This is a genomic window from Acinetobacter haemolyticus CIP 64.3 = MTCC 9819, assembly GCF_000369065.1.
Classification (GTDB): Bacteria; Pseudomonadota; Gammaproteobacteria; order Pseudomonadales; family Moraxellaceae; genus Acinetobacter; species Acinetobacter haemolyticus.
On record NZ_KB849799.1, the window covers coordinates 341,209 to 359,960 of the forward strand.

Consider the following 18,752-nt stretch of genomic DNA (forward strand, 5'->3'; position numbering starts at 1 on the left):
ATCATGCACTTTTTTGTTTTTGTTCGATATAAGCAAAATAGCCAGGACCAGCACTTGCACGTACTTCTTTTGCCTTGATCGGTTCATTACATTCTGAACAAACCATTTTAGGGGTCATTTTATTTCCACAGGTTTTATGTGTAAATTCAATTGGTTTACCTAAACCCATATCCATCCACTTATCTGCCCATTGGGTCATTGAAAGAATAATAGGATATAAATCCAACCCCTTCTCGGTCAATTTATACTCAAAACGCTCCTGTCGTTCTACGTATGGAACTTTAACAAGAATATCATGCTCAACCAAACGCTTCAGTCGTTCGGAGAGAACATGTCTGGTTAAACCCAGACTACGTTGGAAATCATCAAAACGACGGACGCCCATAAAAGCATTACGCAAAATAAGCATCGTCCAACGATCTCCAAGAATCGAAAGTGTTCTAGCCACAGAACATGGCTGGTCACCAATTTCTTCCCATTTCATTATTATCACCCAATCTTTTTAAACAGATATCGCAGCGATACCTTGAACCGTTATGCTTACAAAATAAGCAAGATATAGAATATACACTAAATCACCTTTCACATCAGTGCAATATCGGAACTTGGTAAAACTCAGGATAATTTTAATTTATTCAAAATTTAATTTTGAATAAATAAACCTGACAACTGTTGACCTGCTTCTAGTTGAATATTGGATGGGACGCGCACCAGACAATTCGCTTGCATAAGGTTACTGAGCATATGAGATTGTTGTTTGGCCAAACTTTGAAGTTTAAGCTGCCCATTTTCAAAATAAGCATGCATTCTCAAGAAACGCTCACGCGCATCTGGTTTTAGTGCATGGGTCAGCGTTGCACTAAACCACTGTAAGGTTTGTGTTTGGCTTTGCAGGGCATCAAGCAACGCTTTTCCATAAATCTGCATAGCAACATAAACAGCCGCAGGATTTCCCGGCAATCCTAATAAGTAACAATGATGAAGACCATCAGCTTGGATATATTCAGCAAAAAAAAGTGGTTTACCCGGTTTTTGCTTCACTTTCCAAAAAACCTGTTGAAATCCTGTCTCAAAAGCACAAGGACGAACAAAGTCATAATCACCAACAGAAACACCTCCTGTCGTAATGATTACATCATATTTTTGTTTAAGTTGCTCAAAACATGCACTTACTTGCTCTGCAGTATCGGCAATATGTATGATTTCAACATCCTGCCCATAATCTTTGAACCAAGCCTTTAGAAGTGGGCCATTCGCATCAAAAACTTTGCCACTTTGCAAATCCTCAGGCGTTTTAGCAACCTCATCCCCCGTAATCACCACAGCGACTTTTGGCTTGCAGAAGACGTCTAAACTTTGTACTCCTGCCATACTCAAAGCAGCGAGTGTACCAATATTGATTTTTTGTCCAACATCTGCCAATTGTTGTCCTTGTTGGACTTCCTCACCCGTAAATCGAATATCAGCTTGTGGTTTAATGTGCTCACTTAAGCGAATTTGATCAGCGCTTTCAAGGATCACGATTTCTTGGCGAGCGACATGGGTCGTTCCCTCAGGTATTTTCCCACCTGTAAAAATCCGAATCGCGTGGTTTTGCTGCAAAGGTAACTCGGAAACAGTACCTGCTTTGATTTCCCCATTCAGCTTGAAGCTAGCATTTTGAAGATCATCAAGCGAGCAGTTAATTGCATAACCATCAACTGCACTTTGAGAGAAGCTCGGTAAGTTAACCTCAGAATACACCGCCTTTGCCAGATAACGATTTAAACTGTCTGCTAAAGCCAGCGTCTCTGCTGTTAGAGTTTTAGGTTGGGTTTGAATCAAAGCTAATGCTTCATCAATACTGATTAAACCTTTTTCAGCCCCGCATCCAGACATTATTCATAGCCTCCCGGATGAGGCAGATCACGGCATACATCAAAGATATGCACCAAAGCAGGCAGTATTGCAGCCATTGATTCAGTTGCACCACCACGGCTACCCGGCAAAGTCACAACCAATGAACGATCAATAAAGCCTGCCACACCACGAGACATCGCTGCATAAGGTGTACGTCTTTGACCAAATGCTCGAGAAGCTTCCATCAATCCATCTAATTTACGTTCTAATAGCGGCTCCAACGTGTCGACAGTAATGTCACGCTTCCCGATTCCTGTACCACCAACAGTCATAATGCACGCATAAGATTTGGTTAACTCTAGCACTAGATCCTTTAACTGATCAGATTCATCAGGCAGAATTTGATAATGAATTGGATCAAAACCAGCTTCTGTCAAAGTATCAACAACTGACTTTCCTGCCGTATCAGGTTTTCGACCAGCTGCCACAGTATCTGAGAGAACAATCACTGCAGCAGAAACAGGTTGACGTAAGGTACGTTTAAAATGAGACTTACCGCCCTTTTTCTTAAGCAATTTACATTGATCTAAACATAGCTCATCTGGTTCACAATGTGGCTTTAACATATCGTAAATCGTTAAGCCTGCTAAACTTGCAGCAGTTAAAGCTTCCATTTCAACGCCAGTTGGTCCAATCGTCTCAACCGTCGTTAAAATCACAACATGATCTTCGTGTAAATCATATTCTACATCTGCACGATAGATCGGTAAGGGATGGCATAATGGAATCAGCTCATCGGTACGTTTTGCTGCTAAAATACCCGCAATCCGTGCAGTTTTTAAAGCATCACCTTTTTCTGTGTTTCCATCTCGAAGTAACTGAATACAATGTGGTGGTGCATGTAAAATCGCTTGTGCTTCTGCAACACGATAACTTTCAGGTTTCATCCCTACATTTTTCATCTTAACTTCCTAAAACCTTATTCGTGTGTATGCTCATGTGCGCAATGTTGATGGTTATGTTCATGTCTATGTTTTTCTGGAGTAGTCGTATCAGGGCTATCTTTACGAATACAACAGCCTTCAACGTAATGACTTGTTCCATCTGTGAAAAATTCCTCTTTCCAAATTGGAACCTCATGCTTGACTCGTTCAACAGCCTCTTCACAAGCTTGAAATGCTTCACGGCGATGCGCAGCATAAGCAATCGCGATAATCGCAGTATCACTCACATCTAAATAGCCAATACGATGCATCACGCGCACATAAGAAACCTGATATTTATCTTTAATTTCCTGTTCGATTTCACGAATCATTTTTTCAGCGACAGGCGTATAAGAGGTATATTTAAGTGCTTTTACTGCTTTTCCTTTATGATGGTTTCGTACTGTTCCAATGAAAACATCAATCCCGCCACATTCAGGAAATGACTGAATAGGATCAAAAATATCTAAACTTAATGCTTGATCTTGAACTCTTGAAAACTCACGCATTTCTAACCTCCCGCAACTGGTGACAAAAGCACCACTGTGCATGATGAATTTAGTACGGTCTGACGTGTCACAATATCTTCACCTATCGCGCAAGCACATTTATCCATCGCCTTTGTAGCATCCGGATAACGATCTACAATATGATTTAAAACATCTAAAATTAAACTTTCTTTAGCAAACTCAAATTGAAGTGGTTTGGGTAGTAATCTTTCTATCTCTCCAAAAGCTTCTATTTTAATTTCTATGGTTTGCATACCCTCTCCATATTTTTCAATCTAACCTCCAAGCATGTGCATACTAATTTTACGTACTTGTTGGTTTTGTATCGCGTGATAACCTTTGGCCTTATGCCAGATATAAGGTTTAATTTTTTGATCTAACATTTGATATGACAGTTCAGATAAACCAATATGTTGTTTAATCGTGTTCAACAAATCGTTTTTGATATTCAAACCTTGTTGAGCAAATAAACAATTGAATAGTTCACCTTGTGCAGTTAAACGAATTCGATCGCATTCCCCACAAAAAGAGTGAGTAATCGTAGAAATGATACCAATGCGATAATTTCCATCCAATTGGTATTGTCTGGCTGGCTCATGTTGCTGCGGAATTAGCTGAATTTCATAATGTGCTTTAAGCTGTTCCAAAATTTCTGCTTCGCTCACCACTGCCTGTTGTGACCAGTGCTGATCACCATCCAATGGCATAAACTCAATAAATCGTAGTGGAATGTCTTGCTGTTTAGCCCATTTGACCATCGGTACAATTTGATCATCATTTTGGCCTTTCATTAACACACAGTTTATTTTAAATGGCAGTTGGGCTTGCTTAGCCGCTTCTATACCTGCCAAAACAGGTGCTAACTCTTTTTTAGTCAGCGACTTAAATTGGGCTGGATCTAAGCTATCAAGACTGATATTTAAATCATCTAATCCCGCATTTTTCAATTGTTGTGCATATTTGGTGAGATAGTGAGCATTGGTGGTAATCGAGATACGTTTTAGCCCTTCTGCACGTAAAGCTTGTAAATCAGCAATAAAATGAACCACTCCCTGTCGCATGAGTGGTTCACCACCCGTGATACGGATGTTTTCAATTCCTTGACTGACCATGTACTGGCAAAATAAAAATAATGCTTCAAAGCTCAATAAATCTTGCTTTTTCATCCACTCTGGATGCTCGGGCATACAATACACACATTTAAAATTGCAACGATCCGTCACCGAAATACGTAACTTACGCTTAATACGAGCATACTGATCTTGCAAGATCGGTAAATTCGTTTCAGGTATTTCATACTTCATCATATGCACTCATATTGTGAATTTTCCCATCATGTTCAGCACAAGTTATGTGCTTATCTATTTTCTTGAACATATGAGAATTTTACCTAAGCAATTATTATTCCAATTCCTAAAACTCATTCAACTATATGCTCTATCTTTGGTTGAATGAACTTATCATTTTAATCCTAGAACAAAATCTGATGATTTATAGGAGATTATCGTTAAACGAGATTGCACTATTTCAAAACACATATCAATTTAAACGCAATAAAATAGTGCAAATCAACTCAATCCATCCACTATGCCGCAGGTTTCTCTAGTCGTACAGGCACATATTTATGATATGGGGTTTTCGACAAAGGATCGCAATGCTTTAACGAAGTTAATCGGTTTAATTCAGGTCCAATCGCCTGACCTCCGCTATAACGTAAACCATAACCATGCGGCAGCGAAACGACCCCTTTTCGCATTCCCTCATCAATCTCGACAACCACTGTGATCCGACCATGTTCTGAAATACACTGTAATGAGTGACCTGTATCTACGCCAAAATGAATTGCATCTTCAGGATTCATTCTCAGTCGACCTTCTGCATCAACCTTACGCCATGCCGGATCACGGTAGATTTGGTTTGCATTATAGCTACGGCGTTCACCCGCCAATAAGATAAATGGAAACTGTTCACTTGTGCCTTGAGTTTGTTGATTCAGTTGTGCTAATTCAATCAACATTTCAGGGATTGCTAAATGAATCTTTTTATCTTTATAAGCAACCAAATCCCAGACATCATCATAGTTATGTTTAGAGAGAATAACGCCAGAACGTTTTTGTAATATCGCTTGGAATAAGTTTACGCCTAATGTTAAACGATTCCCTTTATAACCCGCTTGTTTGACAGCTTTATAGTGTTGTGCAGAATACTGCATACACAAAGGCAATAATAAAGCCGTTGATGCAGCATCATTGGGTAATGTCTGCCCAAGTGTTCGATAAACAATAGATGCCGCAAATGGGACTAACTTTTTATTTCTCACAAAACTAGCAGCAAGTGCAGCAAAATAACCTAGATAAGCTGTCTTCGGAGAATCCTTTTGCGCGATCTTATTCAGTAAAGGAAACAGTTTGGGAATGACACCCATTGCTTCAAGTAAGCGAGTATAGATTTCCGCTTCAGGCAGTGTATTGGCTTGAGCTTTAAAAAGCGGATGACGTAAATGGAAACCATTTTGTGGGAATTCTAAATTAAAGCCCGTAAATTCCCACTTTTCAAATTGACTATGCGCTGGCAATACATAATGGGCTAATCGTGCTGTTTCTGTCATCGCAACATCAACCACAACTAACAATTCCAATGACTGGAATGCCTGTTCATAAGCTGCGGTATCTGGATAGGTGAGCAATGGATTGCAACTATCTACAAAGACTGCACGTACTCGCTTCTCGCCTGCTTTTAGAATTTCGTCAGGCAAAATATTTGGTGGGAAAAAACCTGATATTGGGAACATCTTATGATGAACCGTACGACGATATTTAGGATTACGCTCATCAGTATTGGTCAAGATCGGAATAAACATGGTGTGTAAGTTATTCGTTCCCTGTTTACCAAAATGTCCTGCAAGCAAATAAAGTAGTTTTTCCAAATATCCGTTTAAGGTGGTGTTTAAAGTATGCTGAATACCTAAATCAATCCGAACACAACCACGCTTAGCTTTGGCAAAATCCCGTACAATTTGATAAATCAGCTCTACAGAGACATCTGCCTTCTCAATATATTCTTCAATTGGTATTGTAGAAAATGCTTGTTTAACTCGCTCAAACCCATGCGTATGTTTTTGAATAAATGCTTGATCATACAAATCTTCGCGCAACATGATCGCAATCATTGCAGACATCAAATAGGAATCTGTACCAGGTTTTAATTGCACATGGATATCAGCTTGCTTAGCCGTTTCAGTAACACGCGGATCAAAAACCACCATTGTTCGGTTTGGATCTTTCTTGATATGTTTTAAAGTATCACGAGCATTTGGAATACCATGTGCTTGAAACGGATTGGTTCCAATAAATAAAACATAATCCGCATGTTCCACATCTTCAGTTGTGTGACAGGCTTGACTGCCAAACAAACGTCCATTTACCCAGAAATCACCAGTTTTCTCTTGAGCAAGTGAGTTATAGGCATAAAAGCTTTTCATTGCATACAATAGTTGGCGACCATAAGCCGCCCCCAGATGATTGCCTTGTCCACCACCACCAACCGATGCAAATGCTGTTCCGCCATGTGCATCACGAATTCTAACCAATTGATCTGCAATTTCTTGGATCGCTTGATCCCAAGAAATTTCTTGAAATGAACCATCAGCTTGTCGCTTCAAGGGATGAGTTAAACGATCTGCATGTTGTTGATAATGCTGTAAACGTGCTGCTTTTTGACAAATGTAACCTTGTGAAAACGGATGCTGATCATCACCTTTAATTTTCTTAAATTGATTGTTTTCAACTTCAACACTTAAACCACAGTTTCTCGAACATAAAATACAAGCAGTCACATCCTGTCTTGCTATCGTAGTCGACATTGGCATTTTATTCTCCCTATGATTTGCAATCTCATCCGTTAAAGGTCTTTTTGATTTTTAAAAGTAAACAAGGTTCAACCTACAAATGATGAAAAAGCACAACAAGCACTTATTTCGATTATTTTTCTGACTTTTTACTTATCCAAACATGATGTTCAATCTTAACAAATCATTTGGACAATGGCTTAAAATCACACAAGTTCCAAAATAGAACTTATTTAAATAAAGATCAAGTACAATTATCCGAAATAAAATTAAGATTTAGTTATACAGAGTTTTTATAAATGAATAAGGTTGTTGATATAAAAATATAATTTTTATTGATCTAATCGCTGTAATACATGAATATCTAAAAAGAATGAAATTTCTTCAATTATTCCTCTCCATAATAGAAAGATCTTATGAGCAGCCCAATGAATTCAAACCAAATTGAAACCCTTGTTGCACAACATCCGATTGTCGATGATCTGATTCAACTTAAAGAAACAATTTGGTTGAATCCCCAAACCACCTCTTTAGCACAAGGTTTGCCCTTTGTAGGACTGACTCAACAAGATATTGATGATGCTCGTGATCGTTTAGCTCGCTTCGCTCCTTATCTGATGTCCGTATTTCCTGAAACTGAGATAAGTAAAGGAATCATTGAGTCCGAACTGGTTTCTATTCCAACGATGCAGCAAACACTTGAAGCTCATTTCAAACAAGATATCACTGGAAAATTATGGCTAAAAAAAGACAGTCATTTGCCAATCTCAGGATCGATCAAAGCACGTGGCGGTATTTACGAGGTGCTCTATCAGGCTGAAAAACTTGCCATTCAAGCAGGCTTATTAACAGTTGAAGATGATTATTCAAAATTAGATCGTCCAGAATTTAGAGATTTTTTTAGTCAATACAGTATTGCCGTTGGCTCTACAGGAAATTTAGGACTTTCGATTGGTATCATGAGTGCCAAACTTGGCTTTGATGTCACTGTGCATATGTCGGCAGACGCACGTCAGTGGAAAAAAGATAAATTAAGATCACATGGTGTTACCGTTATTGAATACGCACAGGATTATGGTGTTGCAGTTGAAGAAGGTCGTAAAGCAGCATTAAAAAATCCAAATTGCTTTTTTATTGATGACGAAAATTCAAAAACTTTATTTTTAGGATATGCCGTTGCAGGTGAACGCTTAAAAGCACAATTAGAATCTCAAAATATTACGGTTGATCAAGAGCATCCTTTATTTGTTTATTTACCATGTGGCGTTGGTGGTGGGCCTGGCGGTGTCGCATTTGGTTTAAAAATGGCTTTGGGTGATCACGTACATTGTATATTTGCTGAACCAACTCACTCACCTTGCATGCTGCTAGGTGTAGCAACAGGCTTGCATGATCAAATCTCAGTACAAGACCTAGGCATTGATAACATTACCGCAGCAGATGGCTTAGCAGTAGGACGCGCATCTGGATTTGTGGGTCGAGCGATGCAGAGACTACTCGATGCTTTCTACACACTGGATGATCAAAGCATGTATAAATTATTGGGGCTACTCAATCAATCAGAAGATTTAAAACTGGAACCATCCGCGTTAGCTGGAATGTTGGGTCCAATCTTAATCAGTCAGCACCAAGAATATGCTGCTATGCATCAACTGACTGCACAACAAATGAATAATGCTAATCACATTGTTTGGGCAACTGGTGGTGGTATGGTTCCAGTCGAAGAAATGGAAATTTATTTGCAAAAATCCATAATCTAAACATCCATATCAACATCTAAATAAGAAAGCTTTTTTAACCGATCAGTTTGAAACAAACATCTGTTTAAAAGCTTTCATCTGCTTGTATTGTTGAAGCTCATCCAATGAATTGATGCTATGGCAAAACAGGCTTTGCTTTTGAAAAACAACGTGTTGAGCGTGTAGTTGCCTAAAAGTTTCTCTTAAACTTAATTTATTTGCAGCGAGCTGGTGTTCTAATATCGATAAACTCGCTCTTTTTAACAAGCAAAATGGATACAAGGCATCGCCATTGATATTTACATACGCCACGGATGCTTGCGGATTTTTCTCTAAGGCACGATGCAGCTTTGCAAGCACTTGATTTGGGATATAAGTCACATCACAAGGAATAAATAATGCATATTCTGCTTGTACACGCGACCATGCACTTTTCATTCCCATCAACGGCCCTAAAAAGCCGTTTTGATCATCAGAAAAACATTCAACAGTCGGCTCTATGCTTTTATAGATCGAGCTATCACGATGACTATTGACCCATATCTGCTGAACTTCCGATTTAAAGCGTTGACAAATTTTTGACAATTGAATCTGATCATCAAACTGTTGCAATAGTTTGTTCATCCCATTCATTCGTCGTGCCTGTCCTCCCGCCAAGATCACGAGATCTGTAGCGGGAAAATCTGTATTCATGCTTCCGCCTCCAACTGGCAGGTTTTAATCAAACCTCTGATCTCAGGTAAACAAGAACCACAATTACCACCCGCTTTTAGACAAGCTGTCACTTGTTTTTCATGAGTAATATTCTGCGTTTTAATCGCTTCAATGATCTTATTTTTACCTACTTTAAAGCAGCTACAAACCAATGGTCCATCATTATTTGCGGCTGACATCGGCATACCAGCAAGCAGTGCTTTACGATGTAATGCACTTAAACGCTCACGTTTGAATAAACTCGCAACCCAATCACGGTCAGGCAACATATCCGATGGCGCAATATAAAGACTGGCAATCAAAATCCCATCTTTCAGAATGATGCTATGACTCATTTGCGCTGAAACATCTTCAATACTCAACCATTCATAAGTTTCATCTACAAAAGGCAAGAAACTTTTTAAATTCTTCTGCGTTTGATCAAAGTTGTGACGATCTGCAATTTCAAAACGAACTGCTTTGGCTATTTTAACTTTTGCCCACCATGCACATGTTTGCAATGAGGTTTTGATTTGTTGTTCAAACCCATCTCGAACATACAAAACACCTTGCCATGTCGTATGGAACGGCTGAATCGCAACAGGTGTGTGTTTAAACTCAGGTTCGCCTGATATTGCATCTACAACTGGATTGACCACTTTTCCGACACGGGCATCAGAGGCAACTTGCTCAGTCCAATGAATCGGTGCAAAAATTTGACCACGGCGAACACCTTGAGCCAAAGTGACACGCAGAACACAACTGCCCCATTGCGACTTCACTTCAGCCAATGCTTTATCACGAATACCAAATTTCAAAGCATCATTCGGGTGAATTTCACAGAAAGGTTCAGCTCGATGAGTGGTCAGATTTGCTGATAAACCTGTTCGTGTCATAGTGTGCCATTGATCACGAATACGTCCTGTATTCAACACCAATGGATAATCTTCAGAAACTGCATGAACTGGATCAATTGCCACTGTCGGGATCAGTTTTGCTTTTTTGCTTTTATGGCTAAACAAACCTTGATCAAATAACTGCTCAACCGCAGTACTTTGACCTTTTTCCCAAACAGGCCATTGGATCGGACGTAAATGATCATATTCATCCAAAGACAAATTCATTAGTCCTTTTAGGTTGAAATAACGAAAGTTTTCAACTTGATCACGTTGATCCAAACTTGCATTTTGATGCGCAGATAAGGCTGCGTGCTCATTAAAGATGTCACATGCATTGTTAAAATCAAAACCAGAAAAACCTAATTTTTTCGCAACCTCAGCAACGGCCCACCAGTCTGCTTTTGCTTGCTTTGGAGCAGGTAAAAAAGCTCTTTGACGTGAAATACGGCGCTCTGAGTTGGTCACAGTTCCATCTTTTTCACCCCAACCTAACGCAGGAAGCAATACATCCGCATAAGCTGTGGTATCTGTATCAGCACAAATATCTGAAACCACGACAAACTCACATTTGTTCAATGCGCGTTTTACTTGATCCGCATCAGGTAAACTCACCACAGGATTGGTTGCCATAATCCATATGGCTTTAATTTTCCCAGACTCTACAGCTTGGAATAAGTCAACTGCTTTGAGTCCCGCTTGATTGGCAATCACAGGACTGTTCCAAAAGTTTTGTACAAGTGTTTGGTGTGATGGATTATCGATGTCCATATGTGCTGCCAACATATTGGCTAAACCACCTACTTCACGGCCACCCATGGCATTCGGTTGACCTGTCATTGAGAATGGCGCAGCACCTAACTTACCAATTTTCCCTGTCAAAAGATGGCAATTGATAATGCTATTGGCTTTATTCACCCCTTGAGAAGATTGATTCACACCCATTGAAAATAAGCTCACAACTTTTTCAGTTGTTGCAAATTTTTCGAAGAAGAATTTTAGCTTTTCTGCTGAAATTCCCGTACGTTTCACGACTGAGTCAAAATCAGCTTCAGTCTGACTAGATTCTAGTAAAGTGTCTAAACCTTCTGTATGTGTATCGACAAAATGTTGATCAATAAAGTTATTCTTATATAAATACTGCAATAGACCATTGAACAATGCGACATCTTGTCCAGGTAAAATTGGAAGGTGCAAATCTGCTTGTTCACAGGTACTGGTAAAACGGGGATCAACCACAACAACGAATAAATCTGGATTTTTACTTTTCGCCTGCATGATGCGTTGGTACAGTACAGGATGACACCATGCAGTATTAGAACCCACCAACACCACCATATCGGTAAATTCAAAGTCTTCGTAACTTGCTGGCACGATATCCTCACCAAAAGCACGCTTATGCGCGGCAACTGCTGAAGACATGCACAGACGTGAATTGGTGTCGATATTGGCTGTACCTAAATAGCCTTTCACAAACTTATTGACGACGTAATAATCCTCAGTCAATAGCTGCCCTGATACATAAAATGCCACACTGTCACGACCGTGTTGATCGATACACGCTTGGAATTGATCTGCGATTTTTTCTATGGCTGCATCCCATGTCGTTACTTTACGATGATTCTTACGACCAAACATCGGATGCAAAACGCGAGTCTCTAATCCTAGAGTATCCGCCAAATTACTGCCTTTAATACAAAGGCGTCCAAAATTAGATGGATGTTCCAAATCACCAGCAACCTGAACCGTTGTTCCTTGTGCTTTGTGATTTACCGTGACATCAACACCACACCCAACCCCACAATAGGGACACGTTGTTTTTGTAATAATTGTTTCTGCTTTATCGGAGCGACTGTGTTCTAAATTTTGAAAACTGTTCATGACTGCCCCTTTTACCTAGTTAATCCGCTGAACTCTACACTTAACTAAAAAATCATTCTGAGTTCTTCCCCAGTTTTAGCTTAGATCACCATTCTAATACTGGAATTTTCTCCTCAAACATTACCGTGACAGGCGGCATGGATGCCGCCTTGTTGGGCTGCGGTAGCAAGGACGTACCGTCAGCTCAACAAAGGATTTTTGTTACTTTTCATCCCTGAAAAGTAAGGCAATGCATTTGCAAAAAACATCTGCTCCTACACAACATATGCGGCAATGCCTTTAACGCTTAACCTAATCTTTACGAAAGGATTAGCTTTCATCCTGCTTTCTTCATTGCAAAATCCTTACCAAATAACAATTTATTTCTAAATGTTGAAATTGGTGTTTGATCTGCAATCAATTCCGCATACCACATGCCATCTTCAGTATCACCGAACAGTACCGCACCAATGACTTTATCTTTCTGAATAATGATACGCTTGTAAATTTGTCGTTTTTCATCATTCAAGATAATGTCTTCGTAATCTTCTTTCGGTTCAAAATTTCCAGCCGAGAATACATCAACACCACTAACTTTAAGCTGAGTCGGAACGGTTGGTGATTTGAAAGTTAAACTACCGTGTTCTGCCAAGTGTGTTGCACAGATAAATGCTTGTCCCCACAATGGCTCTACAAGACCAAAAGTCTGATTACGATGCTCAATACATTCACCTACTGCATAAATACTTGGGTCAAATGTTTGCATCGTATCATTGACCAAAATACCACGATTACAACGTAAACCAGCACTTTGAGCCAAAGCAATATTTGGACGAATACCGACTGCAAACACCACAAGATCAGCATCCAACACCGTGCCATCTTTCAGTCGGACTTGGCTCACATGGCCATCTTGACCAATCAATGCTTCAGTATTTGCCTCAGTGATAATATTAATGCCTTTTTGCTCAATACTATGACGCAACATTAAACTGGCACGACCATCAAGCTGACGCTCCATGATACGATCCATCAAATGAAGAACCGTAACATTCATACCGCGTTGTATAAGACCATATGCAGCTTCTAAGCCAAGCAGACCACCTCCAATCACCACAGCATTCTTCTTACTTTCAGCGTATTGAATCATGGTGTTGACATCGAAAATATCACGGAAGCTGATCACACCTTTCAAATCCACGCCTTGTACAGGTGGGATAAATGGCGATGAACCTGTTGCAATAATCAGACGATCATAATCGACACTTTCGCCATTTTGCGTATGTACCACTTTACGAGTACGATCGATTTTCACCGCAGGATCATCCGCTATAAGCTTGATGCCCTTATCGCTGTACCATGCATGTGGATGCAACATAATGTCATCAATAGTTTTCTCACCTGAAAGCACTGGTGAAAGCATGATACGGTTATAGTTACCCCAAGGCTCTTCACCAATCACCGTCACATCATAACGATCAGGTGCCATGTCGAGTAAATCCTCTAGACAGCGCATTCCAGCCAAACCATTACCGATCAAAACGAGCTTCAGTTTTTCTTGAGAAACACCATTATTGGTAATATAAGTTTTTTGCGGAACAGTACCTACCCAAACTCGACCATTTTCGATTTTGGTTGGAAAAACAGAAAGCTTTTGATCTTTATCTTCTAGGCATCGACCTGTTGCTAAACTGAAGTGTTGTTTGTAAATCGGTGAGGCAATAACACGCTCACCTTGCAAATCACCAATAATACCGCGCGCCATTACATTTGCTTGGCTAAACGGATCTTTATTACTTAATGCGTAAATACGTTTTTCGTTCCCTACGCGGAATAAAGCAACGGATTGACCCGCAATAAGTGCACCTACACCTGTATTTGGCGTGATGTCATCAAGATGACACACATCAATCCATTGATTTTCTGGAAGCATATTCATGTCTTTTAGATTTGTCATTTTGATTCTCCTTATGCTTCTACCATCGGGATACGATCAACTGAACGTTCAGCTTCATTTAATGGACGGATCTGATCACGCACTTCAGTAAATTGAATATATGGATCAGCTTGCTCTTCAGCGCTTGCATTAATGTAAGTTTGGAAGCGTTTACGAATCTCAGGATTCTCTACCGCTGTACGCCATTCGTCTTGATAAGTTCCAATGACATGTGCCATGCGATTTTCAAGCTCTTCTGCAAGACCAAGCGAATCATCAACAATCACAGCTTTGAGATAATCTAAACCACCTTCCATGTTGTCACGCCATACACTGGTACGTTGTAAACGATCAGCAGTTTGGATATAAAACATAAAGAAGCGGTCGATATAACGAATCAAAGTTTCAGTATCTAGATCAGAAGCTAAAAGCTCTGCATGGCGTGGTTTCATTCCACCATTACCACATACATATAGGTTCCAGCCTTTTTCTGTCGCAATGACACCAACATCTTTACCTTGTGCTTCAGCACACTCACGCGTACAACCCGACACAGCCATTTTTAGTTTGTGCGGTGAGCGTAAGCCTTTGTAGCGGTTTTCTAATTCAATCGCCAAACCAACAGAATCATCTACGCCATAACGGCACCAAGTGCTACCTACACATGATTTCACTGTACGTAATGATTTACCGTAAGCATGACCTGACTCGAAGCCTGCTGCATTCAACTCTTCCCAAATCAATGGTAACTCGTGCAGTTGAGCACCAAATAAGTCAACACGTTGACCGCCAGTAATTTTGGTATAAAGGTTATATTTTTTAGCAATTTGACCGACAGCAATCAGACCATCTGGCGTAACTTCACCACCTGCCATACGCGGTACAACTGAATATGAACCATCCTTTTGGATATTTCCTAAGTAGTAGTCATTACTGTCTTGTAAACCTGCATGCGTTGGTTCCAATACAAAGTCATTCCAGCACGATGCCAAAATGTTTGCTGTCATTGGTTTACAGATATCACAACCTAAACCATGACCATGTTGTTGAATCAAATCATCAAATGTTTTGATTTCATTGACACGCACCAAGTGATAGATCTCTTGACGTGAGTATGGGAAGTGTTCGCAGACATGGTTATTAACCGTTACACCCTGACGTTGCAACTCAGACTTTAAAACTTGAGTAACTAATGGCGCACAACCACCACATGCCGTTGCTGCTTTGGTACATTTCTTTAAAGCACCTAAAGAGGTCGAACCATCACAAATCGCTTGGCAAATATCTACTTTCGACACGTTGTTACATGAACAAATTGTTGCGCTGTCTGGAAGTAAATCAACACCACTGCCACCCGCCTTCGCACCAGAATCAGCAAATCCTGGCATGATCAGGCTTTCAGGTGTTTCTGGCAATGCCATACCATTCAACATCATTTGCAGAAGATCATTATATTCTTTTGCATCACCAACAAGTACTGCACCCAGTAATTTGGTTTTGTCTGCATCGACAACGATTTTCTTATAAACTAATGCATCTTCATCAGCATAGAAATAGCTAAGCGAATTCGGTGTCATGCCATGAGCATCACCAACCGATGCCACATCTACACCCATCAATTTCAACTTAGTGCTCATATCAGCACCAGCGAAACAATGTGTTTCTTCAGCTAAGATATGCTTGGCTGCGATACGTGCCATGTCATAGCCCGGCGCAACGAGACCATAAATTTTATTGTCCCAAAGCGCACATTCACCAATTGCGTAAATGTTTTCATCAGAGGTTTGACAGTAATCATTGATCTTGATACCACCACGCTCCCCAAGCGCTAAACCGCTTGAACGTGCTAATTCATCACGCGGACGAATCCCCGCAGAGAATAAAATAATGTCTGTTTCAAGTTCGCTACCATCGGCAAACTTCATCACATGTGTAGCGTCATTCCCTGCTTCGATACATTGTGTCGCTTTTTGAGTATGAACTTTTACACCTAAGTTTTCGATTTTACGGCGTAATACTTTACCGCCTAAATCATCAATCTGTACCGCCATTAACCGTGGTGCAAACTCGACTACATGGGTTTCTAGATTTAAATCACGTAAAGCTTTAGCCGCTTCTAATCCAAGTAAACCACCACCGATAACCACACCTGTTTTCGCATTTAGACTTGCTGCACGGATTGCATCTAAATCTTCGATGGTACGATATACAAAGCAATTTTCACGATCGTTACCCGAAATTGGTGGAACAAATGCGTATGAACCAGTTGCCAACACCAATTTATCATAATGAATCACATCACCATGGTTGGTTGTGATGGTTTGTTCAGTTGTATCAATGGCAGTCGCTTTGGTATTTAAACGAAGATCAATTCCATGTGCATCGGCGAAATCGAAACGTGCAAGAGACAAGTCTTTTGCCGATTTACCAGAGAAATATTCTGTCAAATGTACGCGGTCATATGCAATGCGAGGTTCTTCAGCAAGAATTGTAATTTCTAATTCATCATCTGCTTTCTCTAAGATGGCTTCGATGAATTTATGCCCCACCATACCGTGACCAATCATCACTAATTTCATTGTGTTTCTCCTAAAATCTGATTGCAATTAAGCTGCGCTGTTTTGTTCTGCGTGGCGTTCTATAAGTGCTTGTTCAAATAGACGCTGCTCTTTTTCTTTATGCTCTACTGAAAAGCGAATAAACATTACAGAACCCGCAGCAATAACAACCAAGCCACCTAAAACCATTAAACAAGTTTGGATATCCAACATACCTTTCAATAAGAACCCAGCTGCAACTGCACCCACATTGCCACCAGCACCAATAATGCCTGCAACACCACCTAGTGCCTCACGATCAATAAATGGAACCAATGCATAAGTCGCTCCACACGCCATGTGGGTAAATAAAGCGAAAATCGTCATACTCAAAATTGCTAATGTCACGCTGTTCATTTGAGAAAAAAGAATCAGGAATAAGCCTTCACCTAAAATGAGAAGGAATAAAACCTTTGTACGCCCATCCAATCCTTTTTTAAGCGCCACTCGATCCGATACCATCCCCCCTAAAGCACGTGCAAATAATGCAAGTAGACCAAAGATTCCTGCAGCTAAGCCTGCTTCTTTTAAGCCAAACTCAAAATGCGTGACGTAATACATCGCGATGATGTTATGGATGAAGATTTCAATTCCGAAACAAGCAGCATAAGAGATAAAGAGAATCCACACACGATAGTTACGTGCTGCGTGCATTAAAATTGCTAATCCACCTTTTTTATCGCTACCGACAACCACACCTTGTGCACGAAGCTCTTTAAAGTTGCCTTGTGGTGAGTCTTGTGTATATTTCCAATATAAGATCCCGACGATAACCATCATCAAGCCAGGTACGATTAACGCAACACGCCAGCCCATCGCCTGTTCAACACCAAACATTACCAATGCTGCAAGGACTAAAGGCATCAGTGCTTGCGTTGCACCACCACCCGCATTTCCCCAGCCTGCGGTTGTTGCATTTGCGGTTCCGACAACATTTGGAGCAAACATGATGCTGGTGTGATATTGCGTAATGACAAAACTTGCACCAATTGCACCAATCAACAGTCGAAAGAATAAAAATGATTCATAACTATTGGCTGCGGCAACTCCAAATACAGGGATACTTCCGATCAACAGTAAAGCGGTATAAGTGATTCGCGGACCATATTTATCACACAATGGACCAACAATAAGTCGCACGACAATCGTGATTGCCACTGCTGCAATATTGATATTGGCAATCTGATCTTTGGTTAAATTGAATTCGCCAGCAATCACTGGCATCAAAGGTGCACATGCGAACCAAGCAAAGAAGCATACGAAGAAAGCAAGCCAACTCATATGGAATGCCCGCATCGCTGGAGCAGAAAAGTTAAATAACTTAATTGATGTGGCTTTTTTAGCCGATAGATCTAAAGACATTGCCATCTCCTATACTGAACGTATACTGCTTTGTCGACACAAATCATTGTGTAAACAAACCGATCAGATCGGACATCGTTGGCCGTCTTACATTTTATTTGAAAAGTCGTCTTTGACTTAGTAAAGATTTAGCAAATGTCATGCCATATTTTATTACTCAAACAAAAATATTTGATTAACTATTGTTTTATAAGTATTTTATCCAAAACAATGAGTTTTCTTAACACGCACTAAATTGTGCTCATCAACACAAATATGCAGATGACCTGTTTTAAAGCACAATTCAGCTTGCTTCAAAACATGACTTTTTACGCACCAAAAATGCACATCCCAATAAAATAGATGGATAAAACCAAATAATTATTTCGTTAAATATTTAAGCAGCGATACAATACAGCGCATCAATAGATCGCCTTTGGAACTTTTGCACTATATTAAATTTTCTCATGGCATTAATTTTGCTTAAATAATAAAACCCACAGCACTGACTT

General features: G+C 40.0%; 13 protein-coding genes. 1 reads left to right on the forward strand and 12 read right to left on the reverse strand.

All coding sequences use genetic code 11. The annotated features are described in order from the left end of the window. Position 1: 1 nt before the first annotated feature. The 7 genes from F927_RS01685 to F927_RS01715 form a co-directional block, all read right to left on the reverse strand. Positions 2–484 carry a winged helix-turn-helix transcriptional regulator gene (locus tag F927_RS01685; protein WP_005080915.1) on the reverse strand — a complete coding sequence of 161 codons (483 nt, stop codon included), beginning with the start codon at positions 482–484 and terminating at the stop codon, positions 2–4. A 158-nt stretch (positions 485–642) separates the two neighbouring features. After that, positions 643–1,878: a molybdopterin molybdotransferase MoeA gene (locus F927_RS01690; protein WP_005080918.1), complete on the reverse strand. Its 1,236-nt coding sequence runs from the start codon at positions 1,876–1,878 to the stop codon at positions 643–645. Further along, the gene (gene moaCB, locus F927_RS01695; RefSeq protein ID WP_004638941.1) at positions 1,878–2,801 is read right to left on the reverse strand and encodes a bifunctional molybdenum cofactor biosynthesis protein MoaC/MoaB; all 924 of its coding nucleotides are present in this window, start codon (positions 2,799–2,801) and stop codon (positions 1,878–1,880) included. Before moaCB ends, F927_RS01690 begins: the two co-directional genes overlap by 1 nt. Positions 2,802–2,818: 17 nt before the next feature. Next, positions 2,819–3,331, reverse strand: coding sequence for a molybdenum cofactor biosynthesis protein MoaE (locus F927_RS01700; RefSeq protein ID WP_005080921.1), 513 nt, complete (start codon positions 3,329–3,331; stop codon positions 2,819–2,821). A 2-nt stretch (positions 3,332–3,333) separates the two neighbouring features. Next, positions 3,334–3,585, reverse strand: coding sequence for a MoaD/ThiS family protein (locus tag F927_RS01705; RefSeq protein WP_004638937.1), 252 nt, complete (start codon positions 3,583–3,585; stop codon positions 3,334–3,336). Between the two features lie 21 nt (positions 3,586–3,606). Continuing rightward, on the reverse strand, positions 3,607–4,644 hold the full coding sequence (gene moaA, locus F927_RS01710) for a GTP 3',8-cyclase MoaA (RefSeq protein ID WP_370736362.1): 1,038 nt from the start codon (positions 4,642–4,644) through the stop codon (positions 3,607–3,609). Between the two features lie 272 nt (positions 4,645–4,916). After that, positions 4,917–7,199, reverse strand: a complete 2,283-nt coding sequence (locus F927_RS01715; RefSeq protein ID WP_005080925.1) for a molybdopterin-dependent oxidoreductase — start codon at positions 7,197–7,199, stop codon at positions 4,917–4,919. Between the two features lie 407 nt (positions 7,200–7,606). On the opposite strand from F927_RS01715, the gene dsdA reads away from it, so the two are divergent. Further along, a complete protein-coding gene (gene dsdA, locus F927_RS01720) occupies positions 7,607–8,938 on the forward strand; it encodes a D-serine ammonia-lyase (protein WP_005080927.1) in 1,332 nt (443 codons plus the stop codon). A 42-nt stretch (positions 8,939–8,980) separates the two neighbouring features. Here dsdA and F927_RS01725 read toward each other — a convergent pair whose 3' ends face one another. From F927_RS01725 to F927_RS01745, 5 genes are all read right to left on the reverse strand, one after another. After that, positions 8,981–9,610 (reverse strand): NTP transferase domain-containing protein, encoded by a 630-nt coding sequence (locus F927_RS01725; protein WP_005080929.1) that lies wholly within the window; start codon positions 9,608–9,610, stop codon positions 8,981–8,983. After that, positions 9,607–12,387: a nitrate reductase gene (locus tag F927_RS01730; RefSeq protein ID WP_005080931.1), complete on the reverse strand. Its 2,781-nt coding sequence runs from the start codon at positions 12,385–12,387 to the stop codon at positions 9,607–9,609. The genes F927_RS01725 and F927_RS01730 overlap by 4 nt, the downstream gene beginning before the upstream one ends. A 316-nt stretch (positions 12,388–12,703) precedes the next feature. Beyond that, entirely contained in the window at positions 12,704–14,323 is a 1,620-nt protein-coding gene (gene nirD / locus F927_RS01735; protein WP_005080934.1) for a nitrite reductase small subunit NirD, read from the reverse strand. An 11-nt stretch (positions 14,324–14,334) separates the two neighbouring features. Beyond that, positions 14,335–16,881, reverse strand: a complete 2,547-nt coding sequence (gene nirB / locus F927_RS01740; protein WP_005080936.1) for a nitrite reductase large subunit NirB — start codon at positions 16,879–16,881, stop codon at positions 14,335–14,337. 27 nt (positions 16,882–16,908) lie between these two features. Further along, positions 16,909–18,261 carry an MFS transporter gene (locus tag F927_RS01745; protein ID WP_005080938.1) on the reverse strand — a complete coding sequence of 451 codons (1,353 nt, stop codon included), beginning with the start codon at positions 18,259–18,261 and terminating at the stop codon, positions 16,909–16,911. Positions 18,262–18,752: the final 491 nt, after the last annotated feature.

What these genes read in the sequence shown, in the direction of transcription:
- nirD (WP_005080934.1), bottom strand. Translation starts at nt 14,323, where the DNA reads ATGACAAATCTAAAAGACATGAATATGCTTCCAGAAAATCAATGGATT.
- F927_RS01685 (WP_005080915.1), bottom strand. Translation starts at nt 484, where the DNA reads ATGAAATGGGAAGAAATTGGTGACCAGCCATGTTCTGTGGCTAGAACA.
- F927_RS01690 (WP_005080918.1), bottom strand. Translation starts at nt 1,878, where the DNA reads ATGTCTGGATGCGGGGCTGAAAAAGGTTTAATCAGTATTGATGAAGCA.
- F927_RS01705 (WP_004638937.1), bottom strand. Translation starts at nt 3,585, where the DNA reads ATGCAAACCATAGAAATTAAAATAGAAGCTTTTGGAGAGATAGAAAGA.
- moaCB (WP_004638941.1), bottom strand. Translation starts at nt 2,801, where the DNA reads ATGAAAAATGTAGGGATGAAACCTGAAAGTTATCGTGTTGCAGAAGCA.
- F927_RS01715 (WP_005080925.1), bottom strand. Translation starts at nt 7,199, where the DNA reads ATGCCAATGTCGACTACGATAGCAAGACAGGATGTGACTGCTTGTATT.
- F927_RS01745 (WP_005080938.1), bottom strand. Translation starts at nt 18,261, where the DNA reads ATGTCTTTAGATCTATCGGCTAAAAAAGCCACATCAATTAAGTTATTT.
- nirB (WP_005080936.1), bottom strand. Translation starts at nt 16,881, where the DNA reads ATGAAATTAGTGATGATTGGTCACGGTATGGTGGGGCATAAATTCATC.
- F927_RS01730 (WP_005080931.1), bottom strand. Translation starts at nt 12,387, where the DNA reads ATGAACAGTTTTCAAAATTTAGAACACAGTCGCTCCGATAAAGCAGAA.
- F927_RS01700 (WP_005080921.1), bottom strand. Translation starts at nt 3,331, where the DNA reads ATGCGTGAGTTTTCAAGAGTTCAAGATCAAGCATTAAGTTTAGATATT.
- dsdA (WP_005080927.1), top strand. Translation starts at nt 7,607, where the DNA reads ATGAATTCAAACCAAATTGAAACCCTTGTTGCACAACATCCGATTGTC.
- F927_RS01725 (WP_005080929.1), bottom strand. Translation starts at nt 9,610, where the DNA reads ATGAATACAGATTTTCCCGCTACAGATCTCGTGATCTTGGCGGGAGGA.